Genomic DNA, 14,208 nt, shown 5'->3' with positions numbered 1-14,208 from the left:
GTCAGGCACCTCCCAGTAGCTTTTGCCCGGCCAGCGACAGGCTGGTGGCCACCAGCAGCAGGGCGAACAAACGCTGCAGCAACTGCCCGCCGAGGCGCAGGGCGAGCTGGTTGCCGACCATTACGCCGAGCGCGCCGCCGGCGGCCAGACCGCCGAGCAGCAGCGGTGAAGGCTGCGCGCCACTCAGGTAGAGCAGGAAGCCGCCGCCGGAGACCAGGGCGATCACCGCCATCGAGGTGGCGGCGGCGGCCAGCATCGACAGCGGGGTAAACCAGAGTAGCGCGGGAACGACCAGAAAGCCGCCGCCGACGCCCATCAACCCGGACAGCAGGCCGACACCCAGACCGATGGCGACCAGCGGCAGGCTGCGCAGCGGTCCCTGGCCGGGGCGCGGCAGCCCGGCGCTGCGCCACATCCGCCAGGCCGACCAGAGCACCAGCAGGCAGAAGCCGATCAGCAGCAGCGTTTCGGGGACGAAGCGGCCCAGCCACTGACCCAGGGCGTTGCCCGGCAGGCCGCTGAGACTGAGCAACAGCACCGGCCGCCAGGCCACCTGACCCTGGCGGGCCCGTGGCAGCGCACCGATCAGGGCGGTGAGGGCCACCGCCCCGAGGCTGACGCCGATGGCATCGCGCAGCGGCAGGTGCAGGCTGAGCAGCAGCGGCAGGGCGACCAGCGAGCCGCCGGCACCGGTCAGGCCGAGCAGCAGGCCGAGCACCGTGCCGATGCCCAGGGCCTCCAGCAGCATGGCTGGCATCAGCGATTCCAGGGCATGCGCGCCAGCAGCAGGGCCATGCCGCAGGTGTCGCTGAGGCCGGCGAAGGTCAGCCCGGCGCCGACGAAAGCGGACAGGCCGTACCAGCCCGGGTGCAGCCAGGTGCCGAGGGTCACCCCGAGCAGCACCAGGCTGCCGGCGCCGATCTGCACCTGGCGCTGCAGGCTGATCACGCCGCTAGCCGCGCTTGCACCGGGCAGGCCGCAGGCCAGGCAGGCCTCGGTGCCGCCGTCGATCACCTGCACGCCGGGCAGCAAGTGCTGCAGGCGCTCGGCGGCCTGGCGCGCGCGCTGGCCTTTCTGGCACAGCAGGTAGAGTTCGTCGCCGCGTTGCAGGCCTTCGCCCTTGAGTTGGGTGGCCAGTTGCGCCGGGTCGAGCCGGTCGAGCGGCACGTTGCGTGCCCCGGCCACATGCTGGGCGCGGAACTCCGCCGGGCTGCGCACATCGACCAGGAAGCGCACCCGGCCTTGCTGGCGGACGGCGGCAAAGTGCTGGGCATCGATCAGGCATACGCTGTCGGTCATTTCAGGTACTCCTGGGGAGTATCAGGTGTATTTGGTGAAGATCGCGCGGACCCGCGCCAGGGTCTCGGCGTCGTTGCGGTCGGGATCGAGCATGGTCTCTTCCAGCAAGCAGGCGAGCATCTCCTGATAGGCCTTGTCCAAGGCCTTGCGCGCCGCCGAGAACTGCTGGGCGATGGCTTCGCACTCGTCGCCGCGGCGGATCATCGCCTGGATGCCACGGATCTGGCCCTCGACGCGGGCCAGGCGCTTGAGCATGGCGTCCTGCTGGCTGGGGTTGGGGCTGGTCATGCTGCTTCTCCCGTATACCCATGGGGGTATGTATACAGGGGGGAGTATGCTGGCGAGGTGAGTGGAATTCAACCAGGTGACGATGACCGCTGCCGCGCCGGGTCAGTGGCGGATGATCGACTCGGCCACCGCGCAGCGCGGCTGCGCCGGGGTCAGATCGGCCAGGCGCTGCAGATCGAGCGGCTCGCCGGGCCTGATCTTGAGGCGGCGGCGCAGGTCGCAAAACATCGCCTCATAGTCGTCGCGCAAGAACAGCATCGTGCCGGCAGGCAGGCGCAGGCCGTGCTTGCTGGCCACGCGCATGGCCGCGCTGGCAAAGTTGCAGGCCAGTTCGCGCGGCAGCTCGAAGCGTTCGTGAAAGGGCCGGCCGGCGATGCTGCCGCGCAGGTCGAAATCCACCCAGCGGCCGTTCTCGACCTCGTCGCGCAAGCTGTAGCGCAGGTGCAGATCGAAGCGCTGTCCGTGACCGCGGGACGCGCAGTGCAGGTGACCGGGTTGGAACATGGTGATCCTCCATCCTCCGGGTGGGGCAGAAGAGTCGTACTCCGCGGCTGATCACGCCCTCGGGTAAGAACCTGTCTCGGATCTGCTGCGCGTCGGCGATACGGCGTTAAAAACAGCCTCAGAATGCTCATTTACAACTCGTAAACTCCGCTTCTTCGGCTGTTTTTGCCTTGTCTCGCTCTAGCTCGCGAGATCCGAGACAGGTTCTAAGGCGTAGACGACGGGACTCTCGCCCTGATGTTGAACGTGGTCATTCAAACCCACTGCGCTCGGCGTGGTGCTGACCTGGATCAATAGGGCGCAATCCAATCGTTCGCCAAGCACCGGCGGCGCCGGCGGGCTGGGCGCGTCACTGGCCGCGGATCAACCGGCGCCGGAGGAAGCGGTTGGGATGGCAGGCTTCGGCCACTGCGCGCGGCAACGGCAGCGGCTCGTCGTCCAGCCAGGCGGCGAGCAACTCGCCGGCCAGCGGCGCGGTGATCAGCCCGCGCGAGCCATGACCGCTGTTGAGGTACAGACCGTCGAGCCAGGGGCAGGGCGCGTCCGGCGTCTGCCGGGCATCCTTGCCGAGCACGGCGTAGGCCGCGGCGAAGGCGCTGGCGTCGGCCAGCGGGCCGACGATCGGCAGGTAGTCCGGGCTGGTGCAGCGGAACGCGGCGCGGCCTTCGAGCTGCTCGGGGCTGAGTTGGGCGACCTGCAGGCGCGCGGCCAGGTCGGTGGAGATCTCCGCCAGCAGGCCGAGGTTGCCCAGGTGCTCGGCGGTGGTCGGGGTCAGGTCGTCGCTGGCGAAGTCGAAGCTGGCGCCGAGGGTGTGCTCGCCGTCGCGTGCCGGGGCGACATAGCCTTCGGCGCAGACCACGGTGTGCAGCGCCGCGCTGGCGGCGGTTTGCTGCAGGCGGGTGATTTGTCCGCGGATGCGCTTGAGCGGCAGCTCGGCGGTCTGCGCGAAGCGGCGCACCTCGGCGGCGCCGGCCAGCACCACCACCGGCGCCTCGGCGAGCAGGCGGTCGCCGGCCCAGGCCTGCCAGAGCGCGCCGTCGCGGCGCAGCTCCAGGGCTTCCCGGTGCGTCAGCAGGCGGATGTTGGCGTGCTCGGCGAACCGCCGGCACAGCGCCGGCGGGTGCACCCAGCCGCCTTCGGGGAAGTACAGGCCGCCGCTGGCCAAGGCGACCCCGGCCAGGCTTTCGGCTTCGGCCTGCTCGACTGGGCGCAGCAGTTCGGGGGCGAAGGCCGCGGCCAGCTTGGCTTGGCGCGCGCCTTCCTGGGCGTCGAAGGCCAGTTGCAGCACGCCGCAGGCGTCCCAGTCCTGGCCGCGTTTGAGCCGTTCGAGCAGCCGGCGGGTGTGGCCGAAGCCGCTGAGGATCAGCCGCGACAGGGCCGTGCCATGGGCCGACAACTTGAGATAGAGCACCCCCTGCGGATTGCCCGAGGCCTCCTGCGCCAGTTCGGCGTGGCGCTCCAGCAGGCCCACCTGCCAGCCACGGGCGGCCAGGCTGGCGGCCGTGGCGCAGCCGGCCAGGCCGGCGCCGATCACCAGCGCCTCGCGCCTCGCTGGCACAAAGGTCGGGCGGGCGAACCAGGGCTTGCCTCCGCTTTGCGACTGACCGGCAAAGCGGCCCTTCATCACCTCCCATTTCTTGCCCATGCCGGGCATCCGCTTCATCTCGAAGCCGACTTCCTTCAGTCCGCGACGCACGAAGCCGGCGCTGGTGAAGGTGCCCAGCGTCGCGCCGGGGGCGGACAGGCGTGCCAGTTCGGCGTACAGCTCGGCGTTCCACATCTGCGGGTTCTTGGCCGGGGCGAAGCCATCGAGGAACCAGGCGTCGACCCGGGCATCCAGTTGCGCCAGGCATTCCAGGGCATCGCCGATCAGCAGGGTGAGCACCACGCGGCCCTCGGCGAACAGCAGGCGCTGGAAGCCGGGGTGGATGGCCACGTACTGCGCCAGCAGTGGCTCGGCATAGGCCGCCAACTGCGGCCACAGGGCCAGCGCACGCTGCAGGTCGGCGCGGCTCAGCGGGTACTTCTCGACGCTGACGAAGTGCAGGCGGGCGCCGGCCGGGGCGCTTTGCTCGAACAACTGCCAGGCGCAGAGAAAATTCAGGCCGGTGCCGAAACCGGTCTCGCCAATCACCAGCTGACCACCTTCCGGCAGCGCGGCGAAGCGCGGCGCCAGCTCGTTGTTGGCGAGAAACACCTGGCGGGTCTCCTCCAGGCCGTCGAGGCTGGAGAAGTACACGTCGCCGAATACCCTGGAGCGCGGTAAACCCCGGTCGTCCCAGTCGATCTGGGCATGGCTGAAGGTGGCGGAAGGGGGCTCGGACATAACGGCACTCGCTGGCTGGACGCGCATTCTAGCCGATCACAGCGGCGCTCTGGACTACACAGAGCGCAGCCTCATCCGCTAGGCTGAACGGGTCTAGTCAGGGAGTGTTCTATGTTCGAATCAGCGGAAATCGGCCATGCCATCGACAAGGAAACCTACGAAGCCGCGGTCATCGAATTGCGCGAAGCGCTGCTGGAGGCGCAGCTCGAGCTGAAGCAGCGCGCCAGCTTCCCCGTGCTGGTGCTGATCAACGGCATCGAAGGCGCGGGTAAGGGCGAGACGGTCAAACTGCTCAACGAGTGGATGGACCCGCGCCTGATCCAGGCCGAGAGTTTTCTCCTGCCGACCGACGAGGAACTGTCGCGGCCGCCGCAGTGGCGCTTCTGGCGCAAGATGCCGCCGAAGGGAAAGATCGGCATCTTCTTCGGCAACTGGTACAGCCAGATGCTGATCGGCAGCGTCGAGGGGCGGCTGAAGAACGCCGAGATGGGGCAGGCCATCGAGGAGATCGTGCGCACCGAGCGGATGTTCAGCGACGAAGGCGCGCTGATCTTCAAGTTCTGGTTCCACCTCTCGAAGAAGAAGCTCAAGGAGCGCCAGAAAGAGCTGGAAAACGATCCGCGGCACAAATGGCAGGTCAGCGTGCTGGACTGGAAGCAGACCAAGGTCTACGACAAGATGGTGCGCGGCGCCGAGCGCATCTTGCGCCGCACCAGCCACGAATATGCGCCCTGGTACGTGATCGAGGGTTCCGATCCCTATTACCGCAGCCTGAGTGTCGGCCGCATTCTCCTGCAAGGCTTGCAGGCGGCCTTGCAGGCCGACAAGCCGCAGCGGCTGCAGCCGCATGCCGCACCGCTGGTGGCCAGCCTGGACAACCGCGCGCTGCTGGATAGCCTCGACCTCAGCCTGGCCCTGAGTAAGGACGCCTACCAGAAGCAGCTGGCGGGCGAACAAGCGCGCCTCGCCAAGCTGATCAGCGACAAGCGCTTCCGCCGGCATGCCTTGATGGCGGTGTTCGAGGGCAACGATGCGGCCGGCAAGGGCGGGGCGATCCGCCGCGTCACCGGTGCGCTCGATCCGCGCCAATACCGTACCGTGCCGATCGCCGCGCCGACCGAGGAGGAGCGCGCCCAGCCCTATCTCTGGCGCTTCTGGCGGCACGTGCCGGGCAAGCGCCAGTTCACCATCTTCGACCGTTCCTGGTATGGCCGCGTGCTGGTCGAGCGGGTCGAGGGCTTCTGCTCACCGGCCGACTGGCTGCGCGCCTACAGCGAGATCAACGACTTCGAGGAGCAGCTGCACAACTACGGTGTGGTGGTGGTGAAGTTCTGGCTGTCGATCGACCAGGACACGCAGATGGCGCGCTTCAAGGAGCGCGAACAGATCGCCTTCAAGCGCTACAAGATCACCGAGGAAGACTGGCGCAACCGCGACAAGTGGGACCAGTACGTCGATGCCGTCGGCGACATGGTCGACCGCACCAGCACGGCCATCGCGCCCTGGACCCTGGTGGAGGCCAACGACAAGCGCTATGCCCGGGTGAAGGTGCTGCGCACCCTCAACGATGCGCTGGAAGCGGCCTTCGCACGCGCTTGAACCCGGGCGTGGGATGGGCGCGCATACGCGGGATGAATAATCGTCGCGGCCGGCGGCGGGCAAGTCTTATTCTCGACGCCGGTTTTCATCCATTAGCTTCAGCTCACAACAATCAGTTAATAACAACCAGCTAACAAAACGAGGTGTGCCATGCGTGAAGTGGTGATAGTCGACAGCGTGCGGACTGGCCTGGCCAAGTCCTTCCGCGGCAAGTTCAACCAGACTCGTCCGGACGAGATGGCGGCGCACTGCGTCAACGCCCTGCTGGCACGCACCGGTATCGACCCGCTGCTGGTCGACGATTGCGTGGTCGGCGCCGGCTCCAACGAGGGTGCCCAGGGCCACAACATCGGCCGCAACGTCGCCGTGCTGTCCGGTCTGGGCATCGGTGTGGCGGGCATGACCCTCAACCGCTACTGCTCGTCCGGCCTGCAGGCCATCGCCATCGCCGCCAACCAGATCGCTTCCGGTTGCAGCGACGTCATCGTCGCCGGCGGCGTCGAGTCCATCACCCTGACGGTGAAGAGCGTCAACCGCGACAACTTCGTCAACCCGCGCCTGCAGCTGGAACATCCGGGGATCTACTACCCGATGGGGCAGACCGCCGAAATCGTCGCCCGCCGCTACAACGTCACCCGTGAACAACAGGACCTCTACGCCCTGCAGAGCCAGCAGCGCACCGCGCGGGCCCAGGCCGAAGGCCTGTTCGACGATGAAATCGTGCCGATGCAGGTCAAGTACCTGGTCGAGGACAAGGCCAGCGGCGAGCAGAAAATCGTCGAAGGCGTGGTCGATCGCGACGACTGCAACCGTCCGGACACCACCATCGAGAGCCTCAACGGCCTGAAACCGGTGTTCGCCGAGGATGGCTCGGTCACCGCCGGCAACGCCTCGCAGCTGTCCGACGGCGCCTCGATGACGCTGGTGATGAGCCTGGACAAGGCGCTGGAGCTGGGCCTCAAGCCCAAGGCGTACTTCCGCGGCTTCACCGTTGCCGGCTGCGAGCCGGACGAGATGGGCATCGGCCCGGTGTTCTCGGTGCCCAAGCTGCTCAAGGCCAAGGGTCTGCAGATCGCCGACATCGACCTGTGGGAGCTCAACGAAGCCTTCGCTTCGCAGTGCCTGTACAGCCGCGACCGTCTGGGCATCGACAACGACAAGTACAACGTCAACGGCGGCTCGATCTCCATCGGCCACCCGTTCGGCATGACCGGTTCGCGTCAGGTCGGCCACATCGTGCGTGAATTGCAGCGGCGCAAGCTGCGCTACGGCATCGTCACCATGTGCGTGGGCGGTGGCATGGGCGCTTCCGGCTTGTTCGAGGCCTATAACTGAGCCGTGTGATGAAACAAAAAAACCGCGCTCAGGCGCGGTTTTTTATGGGGGCAAGGGTTTGCGGCTAGCGGCTGCGGTGCTTGAGCAGCTGGCTGGCCTGGATCTGCCGGCGGACGTACTGACCAATCTCCCGCTCCGCATCGAAGCGGGTGAAATACGGGCCTTCCAGAGTCCCTTCACGCGTCGAGAAAAAATACTGGCCGTTCACCGCACTGATCCGCTCGCTGCGGTAATGCGTGCTGGCGCTGAGATCTGACGCCCGTTGCCCGTACATGACGACCACTCCCAAACCTACACAATTATGAAACTGCAGAATTAAGTCTAATCGGTCGACTGTGAGGTGCCGGTGTTGGCGACAAATGGTTTCTTTTGGTCGCCATATCGCCGCAAATGAGTCGACTTGTGCGGTTTTGACGCCAAGTGCTTGGCGAAAACCGCCAGCTGCAGCGGTACAGTTGCTGGGAAGACGGGGATCCAACTGTCTCTGTGTCAGTCGCAGGCCCAGGCCTAGAATGCCGCTTTGCGGCTGGCGCAGGTCTATCTCGACTGTTGCAGCCCTGTCCTTTCGAGGCTGCCATGCATATTTCTTCCGGCCGTTGGCTCTACGGCCTGCTCCTTGCCCTGATCACCGCGGTGCTGTGGGGCATGCTGCCGATCCAGCTCAAAGAAGTCCTGCCGGCGATGGACCCGATCACTGTCACCTGGTATCGCCTGCTGGTGGCGGGCTCGATCCTGCTCGGCTATCTGGCGGCGAGCAGACGCCTGCCGAGCTTCCGTGCCTTGGGGCGCAAGGGCCGCTGGTTGTTGCTGGTGGCCATCGCCGGTCTGACCGGCAATTACGTGCTCTATCTGCTCGGCCTCGAGCTGCTCAGCGCGGGTACTACGCAGTTGGTGATCCAGATGGCACCGGTGCTGTTTCTGGTCAGCAGCCTGTTCGTGTTTCGCGAGCGCTTCAGCCTCGGCCAGGGCGCCGGTCTGCTGCTGCTCTTGCTGGGTTTCGGCCTGTTCTTCAATCAGCGCCTTGATGAACTGTTGTCGTCGCTGACGGCCTACACCACCGGGGTACTGATCGTGCTGCTGGCGGCCTTCGTCTGGACCTTCTATGGCCTGGCGCAGAAGCAGTTGCTCACGGTTTGGAATTCCGTGCAGGTGATGATGGTGATCTACCTGGCCTGCGCCGCCGTGCTGACGCCCTGGGCTCAGCCACAGCAGGTGCTCGTCCTCAGCCCGTTGCAGGGCTGGCTGCTGCTGGCCTGCTGCCTGAATACCCTGGTCGCCTATGGCGCCTTCGCCGAAGCACTGGCGCATTGGGAAGCCTCGCGCGTCAGCGCCACGCTGGCGATCACGCCGTTGGTGACCTTCGCCTCGGTGGCCCTGGCCGCCAGCCTATGGCCGGAGCATGTGCAGCCCGAGCAGGTGAACGGGCTCGCCTATGCCGGTGCCTTGCTGGTGGTGCTCGGTTCGGCGCTCACCGCGCTGGGGCCGTCGCTGCTGGCCGGCCTGCGCGCCCGGAGGGCGCGGCTCGCCGCACAACTCTAACCCCGGCTCAAACACGCCCGCCGAGCTGTTCCGCGCGGCGTAGCCAGTCCTGCCGTTGGGCTTCGGAGGAGGGCCGTACCGGCGAGAACTCGGCCAAGCGACGGGTCTTGATGCCGCAGAAGCCGAGGATGGTGCGGACCATTTGCCGATGCGCCGGGGCGCCGTAGATCCAGCGGAAATACCAGCGCGGGGTGTCCAGAGTGACCAGCAGATCGGCCGTGCGCCCGCTCAGGAGTTTGTCCCACAGCTGCGAGCGGCCATGGTACTTGAAGGCGAAACCGGGCAGGAATACGCGGTCGAAGAAGCCCTTGAGCAGCGCCGGCAGGCCGCCCCACCAGACCGGATAGACGAACACCAGATGCTCGGCCCAGTGAATCTGCCGCTGCGCCTCCAGCAGGTCGGGTTCGAGGTTCTGGTTGTGGTCGTAGCCGCCGCGCAGCACCGGGTCGAAGGCCATCTCGCCGAGCCGCAGCTGGCGCACCACATGCCCCTCGCTCCGTGCGCCCTGGGCATAGGCCTCGCCGAGGGCATGGCACAGGCTGCCGGCCTTGGGCGTGCCGAAGATCATCAGGATGCGTTTGCCGTCACCTTCCAGCGGAGTGGCGCCGCTTTTCATTGCCTCAGCCATGGTTACCACTCTCCAGCATGTTTTCCGGCCGCACCCAGGCGTCGAACTGTTCCTCGCTCAGGTAGCCGAGGTCCAGAGCGGCCTGGCGCAGGGTGGTGCCTTCGCTGTAGGCCTTCTTGGCGATCTCCGCGGCCTTGTCGTAGCCGATATGCGGGTTCAGCGCGGTGACCAGCATCAGCCCGCGCTCCAGATGCGCGGCCATTTGCCCGGCATCCGGCTCCAGCCCGGCGATGCAGTGCTGTTGGAAGTTGCGGCAGCCATCGGCGAGCAGTTGGATCGACTGCAGCAGGTTGTGGATGATCACCGGCTTGAACACATTCAGCTGCAGATGACCCTGGCTGGCGGCGAAGCTGATGCAGACGTCATTGCCAAGCACCTGGCAGGCGATCATCGACAGTGCCTCACACTGGGTCGGGTTGACCTTGCCGGGCATGATAGAGCTGCCGGGCTCGTTGGCCGGCAGTTTGACCTCGGCGAAGCCGGCACGCGGGCCGGAGCCGAGCAGGCGCAGGTCGTTGGCGATCTTCATCAGCGCCACGGCGAGGGTCTTCAGTGCGCCGGCCAGAGTCACCAACGGTTCGTGGCCGGCGAGGGCGGCGAACTTGTTCGGTGCGCTGACCAGCGGCAGGCCGGACTGCGCCGCCAGCTCGGCGGCCATGGCTTCGGCGAAGCCGTGCGGGGCATTCAGTCCGGTGCCCACCGCCGTGCCGCCCTGGGCCAGCTCGCAGACGGCCGGCAGGGCGGCACGGATGGCGCGTTCGGCGTAGTTGAGCTGGGCGACGAAGGCCGACAATTCCTGGCCGAAGGTCACTGGGGTGGCGTCCATCATGTGGGTGCGGCCGGTTTTCACCAGGCGGATGTGGCGCGCCGCCTGTTCGGCCAGGCCGCCGGAGAGCTCGGCGATTGCCGGCAGCAGGTCATGCTGCACCGCCTGCACGGCGGCGATATGCATGGCGGTGGGGAAGCAGTCGTTGGAGCTTTGTCCGCGATTGACGTGATCGTTCGGGTGAACCGGGCTCTTGCCGCCGCGGCCCTTGCCGGCCAGTTCGTTGGCGCGGCCGGCGATCACTTCGTTGACGTTCATGTTGCTTTGCGTGCCGCTGCCGGTCTGCCACACCACCAGGGGGAATTGCGCGTCATGTTCGCCGCTGAGCACTTCGTCGGCGGCCTGCTCGATCAGGCGGGCGATATCCGGCGGCAGGTCGCCATTGCGGCTGTTGACCCGCGCCGCGGCCTTCTTGATCAGCGTCAGGGCATGCAGTACGGCCAGCGGCATGCGCTCCCGGCCGATGGCGAAATTGATAAGCGAACGTTGGGTCTGGGCGCCCCAGTAGGCGTCTGCGGCGACCTCGATGGGGCCGAGGCTGTCGGTTTCGGTGCGGCTCATGATGGTTCTCCGGAGGCTCTTCCGGCAGTTTAGGCCGCTTCGTTGCCCCGGGGTTCCTCGCCCGTCGGTTTAAAAAAACCGGGCTACCAGCGCGCGTTGGTGCTGCCGAGCCAGCCGAGGGCTTTGCGCACCGGTACGCGCTCGCCATCTGGGCCGCGCAGTATGCCGTCGAAGTGGCCGAACCATTGGCTGGTGCCGGCGTAGAAGGGGCCAAGCTGCGGGCGCGCCTGATGCAGCTGGCGGGGGGTGAAGGTCAGGGCGACGCGCTCGTCCGCGGTTGACAGCTGCCAGGGGGCCAGCGGGCTATGCGGCGCCTGTTCGATGCTCACCGGGCAATCCAGGTGCATCAGCTCACCACCGAACCACAGGGCGTTTTCCGACAGGCCGCTGGCATCGGCCCAGCCCGAGCCGAAGTTGCCGGCGATGCCGCCGGGTGCGGCAAAGGCGGCGCGTTTCCAGCGGGTATGGAAGGGCCAGACGCCGCGGCCGAAATCCAGCGAGGCGAAACTCTGCCCAAGCTCACAGCTGTACTGCCGCTGCCCCAGTTGCACGCTGCCGCTGGCGGGCAGGCCGAGGTGGCGGGAGGTGGCATGGAAGCCGTTGCCGGCGAAGGGCACCACCAGGTTGACCGAGTCCAGGTGCGCCGGGCGCTGGATGTCGAGGGCGACATGCAGCGGCTGGCCACCGATATCCGGCGCGGCCACGGTTAGTCGCAGCCGTCCGGGCTGGGCATCGGCCTTCAGATGCAGGTGCGGGTGGTGGAACTCGTGGCTTTCCAGCACGGTATCCGGCAGCTCACAGCCACGGCCGAAGGCGCGCAGCTGACGGTGGGCGACGGCGTGGCCGCTGTCGAGATCGAGAAAGTAGGCGCCGCCGTAGCTCAGGTAGTCGAGGTCGGCGAGGGTCAGCGACAGCATCCACCGCGGCGTGGTGATGCACCAGTGATTCCAGCGCTTGCGTCGGAACAGGTTGCGGGGCAGGGCGCAATGCACCTGCGGGCGCGGCGACCAGCCGATGGCGGCAGGCAGCAAGTGGCCGCGGGCATCGCACAGCGGCTGCAGGGGCATGGAGCTGAGGCTGTTCATCGTGCACGTCCATGTGTGCGGTTCAAGACGGGCCAGGCACTGGCGCAATCAGGTGACGCATCCACTGTCGCAACGGCAGGTCGGCCTGGCGAAGGGCGTAGAGCATGCCTATCCCCCTAAAGGATGGGCAAGTACTGGCACTTTGGCAATGTTACATTCCGTGCTGAATGCCTCGTCGCTGCTGCCGCGCCAGCCCCGTCTTCGCCCGCTTGAGCGCCGCGCGGCCTGGGCGCAGAATGGCCTCCCCGAGGCTCGCCCTGGCGAATGGCCTCTCCTGAGAAGATAAGGAACCCTGATGACTCCGATTCGCGCGCTCTGCACTGCCGTTCTCCTCGTTGCTGTCAGCGGCCAGGTGTTCGCTGATGCGGCCAGTCATGCCGCCAATGCCGAACGCTTTCTCAAACTGGCGCATGCCGACAAACTGACGGTGCCGGTGTACTCCCAGGTGCAACGGATGTTCGCCCAGCGCTTCGCCCAGACCAAGGCGCCGGAGGCCAAGAAGGCTGTGCTGGAGAGCTACCAGGCCAAGGCCAACACCGCGCTGGACAAGGCGGTCGGTTGGGACAAGATCAAGCCGGACATGGTCAAGCTGTACACCAGTAACTTTACCGAACAGGAGCTGAAGGATCTGCTGGCCTTCTACGAATCGCCGCTGGGCAAGAAGATGCTGCAGAAGATGCCGGAACTGACTGCGCAGTCCGCGCAACTGACCCAGGCCAAGCTGGAGTCGGCGGTTCCACAAGTGAACAAGCTGCTGGAGGACATGACCAGCGAGCTGGAGCCGAAAGCGGCGGCGCCGGCCAAGAAGCCGTAAGTGGAGCCTTGCATGTCCATGCGTGAACGCATCCTTGCGGCGCTGGCCGCGCTGGAACCCCAGCATCTCGAGGTGCTGGACGAAAGCCACATGCACAGCCGTGGCCTGGAAACGCACTTCAAGGCGGTGGTGGTCAGCCCGGTGTTCGCCGGCCTGAATGCGGTCAAGCGCCACCAGAAGGTCTATGCCAGCCTCGGCGAACTGATGGGCCAGTTCCATGCCCTGGCCTTGCATACCTACACTCCCGAGGAGTGGGCCGTGCAAGGTGGCGCGCCGGACTCGCCGACTTGCCGGGGCGGCAGCAAGCTCGAGTCCTGAGCCGCTCTGCGCCGCTTGGCCGCAGGTCGACGGCGCCTTCTTTCTGGTAAACTTCCCGACAGCGCCGGCCCAATAGCCGGCGCTGCTGTTTATCACCCGGTCCGCCCTTTACGCGGGCGACCACTGGAAGGAAGTACCCCGCATGACTCAGAACATTGTCGTGGCGGCGCTGTACAAGTTCGTCACCCTGACGGACTACATCGCGCTGCGCGAACCCCTGCTGCAAACCCTGCTCGACAACGGCATCAAGGGCACCCTGCTGCTCGCCGAAGAGGGCATCAACGGCACAGTCTCCGGCAGCCGCGCGGGCATCGACGGCTTGCTTGCCTGGTTCAAACGCGATCCGCGCTTCGCCGATATCGACCACAAGGAGTCGTACTGCGACGAGCAGCCGTTCTACCGCACCAAGGTCAAGCTGAAGAAGGAAATCGTCACCCTCGGTGTGGAGGGGGTCGACCCCAACAGTCAGGTCGGCACCTATGTCGAGCCGCAGGACTGGAACGCGCTGATCAGCGACCCCGAGGTGTTGCTGATCGACACCCGCAACGACTATGAAGTGGCAATCGGCACCTTCAAAGGCGCGATCGACCCGCAAACCAAGTCGTTCCGTGAGTTCCCCGAGTACATCAAGGCCAACTTCGATCCGGCCAAGCACAAGAAGGTGGCGATGTTCTGCACCGGCGGCATCCGCTGCGAGAAGGCCTCCAGCTACATGCTCGGTGCGGGCTTCGAGGAGGTCTACCACCTCAAGGGCGGCATCCTCAAATATCTGGAAGAAGTGCCCGAGGCGCAGACCCGTTGGCGTGGCGACTGTTTCGTGTTCGACAACCGGGTGACCGTGCGCCACGACCTCAGCGAGGGCGAGTTCGACCAGTGCCACGCCTGCCGCATGCCGATTTCGCTGGAGGATCGCCAGTCGCTGCACTACGTCGCCGGCATCAGCTGCCCGCATTGCTGGGATTCGCTGAGCGAGAAGACCCGTGCCGGCGCCCGCGAGCGGCAGAAGCAGATCGAATTGGCCAAAGCGCGCAATCAGCCCCATCCTTTGGGCTATAACCCGCGACTGAAAGCCGAGTCCTGAACCGA

15 protein-coding genes are annotated in these 14,208 nt (G+C 66.4%); 6 read left to right on the top strand and 9 right to left on the bottom strand.

Translation table 11 applies throughout. The features are described from left to right. Position 1: 1 nt before the first annotated feature. The 5 genes from D3880_RS15085 to mnmC all read right to left on the bottom strand — a co-directional run bounded on the left by D3880_RS15085 (position 2) and on the right by mnmC (position 4,417). Positions 2 to 757: a sulfite exporter TauE/SafE family protein gene (locus D3880_RS15085; RefSeq protein WP_119894256.1), complete on the bottom strand. Its 756-nt coding sequence runs from the start codon at positions 755 to 757 to the stop codon at positions 2 to 4. Then, entirely contained in the window at positions 757 to 1,299 is a 543-nt protein-coding gene (locus D3880_RS15080) for a rhodanese-like domain-containing protein (protein ID WP_119894255.1), read from the bottom strand. The genes D3880_RS15085 and D3880_RS15080 overlap by 1 nt, the downstream gene beginning before the upstream one ends. A 21-nt stretch (positions 1,300 to 1,320) precedes the next feature. Then, positions 1,321 to 1,587, bottom strand: a complete 267-nt coding sequence (locus D3880_RS15075) for a metal-sensing transcriptional repressor (RefSeq protein ID WP_119894254.1) — start codon at positions 1,585 to 1,587, stop codon at positions 1,321 to 1,323. 102 nt (positions 1,588 to 1,689) lie between these two features. Then, entirely contained in the window at positions 1,690 to 2,091 is a 402-nt protein-coding gene (locus D3880_RS15070) for a DUF5064 family protein (RefSeq protein ID WP_119894253.1), read from the bottom strand. A gap of 349 nt (positions 2,092 to 2,440) precedes the next feature. Further along, positions 2,441 to 4,417, bottom strand: a complete 1,977-nt coding sequence (mnmC, locus tag D3880_RS15065) for a bifunctional tRNA (5-methylaminomethyl-2-thiouridine)(34)-methyltransferase MnmC2/FAD-dependent 5-carboxymethylaminomethyl-2-thiouridine(34) oxidoreductase MnmC1 (protein ID WP_119894252.1) — start codon at positions 4,415 to 4,417, stop codon at positions 2,441 to 2,443. Between the two features lie 111 nt (positions 4,418 to 4,528). Between mnmC and pap the strand changes: the two genes are divergently transcribed. Both pap and D3880_RS15055 read left to right on the top strand, forming a co-directional pair. After that, positions 4,529 to 6,016, top strand: coding sequence for a polyphosphate:AMP phosphotransferase (pap, locus tag D3880_RS15060; protein ID WP_119894251.1), 1,488 nt, complete (start codon positions 4,529 to 4,531; stop codon positions 6,014 to 6,016). Between the two features lie 150 nt (positions 6,017 to 6,166). Beyond that, entirely contained in the window at positions 6,167 to 7,351 is a 1,185-nt protein-coding gene (locus D3880_RS15055; RefSeq protein ID WP_119894250.1) for a thiolase family protein, read from the top strand. A gap of 64 nt (positions 7,352 to 7,415) precedes the next feature. Here D3880_RS15055 and D3880_RS15050 read toward each other — a convergent pair whose 3' ends face one another. Next, positions 7,416 to 7,625, bottom strand: coding sequence for a DUF6316 family protein (locus D3880_RS15050; RefSeq protein ID WP_119894249.1), 210 nt, complete (start codon positions 7,623 to 7,625; stop codon positions 7,416 to 7,418). 302 nt (positions 7,626 to 7,927) lie between these two features. On the opposite strand from D3880_RS15050, the gene D3880_RS15045 reads away from it, so the two are divergent. Continuing rightward, on the top strand, positions 7,928 to 8,890 hold the full coding sequence (locus D3880_RS15045; protein ID WP_119894248.1) for a DMT family transporter: 963 nt from the start codon (positions 7,928 to 7,930) through the stop codon (positions 8,888 to 8,890). Between the two features lie 7 nt (positions 8,891 to 8,897). On the opposite strand, the gene D3880_RS15040 is transcribed toward D3880_RS15045, so the two are convergent. From D3880_RS15040 to D3880_RS15030, 3 genes are all read right to left on the bottom strand, one after another. Continuing rightward, the gene (locus D3880_RS15040) at positions 8,898 to 9,518 is read right to left on the bottom strand and encodes an NAD(P)H-dependent oxidoreductase (RefSeq protein WP_119894247.1); all 621 of its coding nucleotides are present in this window, start codon (positions 9,516 to 9,518) and stop codon (positions 8,898 to 8,900) included. Continuing rightward, positions 9,511 to 10,905, bottom strand: coding sequence for a class II fumarate hydratase (locus D3880_RS15035; protein WP_119894246.1), 1,395 nt, complete (start codon positions 10,903 to 10,905; stop codon positions 9,511 to 9,513). Before D3880_RS15035 ends, D3880_RS15040 begins: the two co-directional genes overlap by 8 nt. A gap of 83 nt (positions 10,906 to 10,988) precedes the next feature. Continuing rightward, positions 10,989 to 11,990, bottom strand: a complete 1,002-nt coding sequence (locus D3880_RS15030; RefSeq protein WP_119894245.1) for a DUF2804 domain-containing protein — start codon at positions 11,988 to 11,990, stop codon at positions 10,989 to 10,991. 295 nt (positions 11,991 to 12,285) lie between these two features. Here D3880_RS15030 and D3880_RS15025 point away from each other — a divergent pair, with 295 nt between their 5' ends. From D3880_RS15025 to trhO, 3 genes are all read left to right on the top strand, one after another. Beyond that, positions 12,286 to 12,804, top strand: coding sequence for a DUF2059 domain-containing protein (locus D3880_RS15025; RefSeq protein WP_119894244.1), 519 nt, complete (start codon positions 12,286 to 12,288; stop codon positions 12,802 to 12,804). Between the two features lie 12 nt (positions 12,805 to 12,816). Continuing rightward, on the top strand, positions 12,817 to 13,122 hold the full coding sequence (locus D3880_RS15020; protein WP_119894243.1) for a BolA family protein: 306 nt from the start codon (positions 12,817 to 12,819) through the stop codon (positions 13,120 to 13,122). A gap of 142 nt (positions 13,123 to 13,264) precedes the next feature. Beyond that, the gene (trhO, locus tag D3880_RS15015; protein ID WP_119894242.1) at positions 13,265 to 14,203 is read left to right on the top strand and encodes an oxygen-dependent tRNA uridine(34) hydroxylase TrhO; all 939 of its coding nucleotides are present in this window, start codon (positions 13,265 to 13,267) and stop codon (positions 14,201 to 14,203) included. Positions 14,204 to 14,208 lie beyond the last annotated feature (5 nt).

Origin of the sequence: Pseudomonas cavernae, assembly GCF_003595175.1 — a bacterium.
Lineage (GTDB): Bacteria > Pseudomonadota > Gammaproteobacteria > Pseudomonadales > Pseudomonadaceae > Aquipseudomonas > Aquipseudomonas cavernae.
This window is presented reverse-complemented; position numbering and strand designations above follow the sequence as displayed.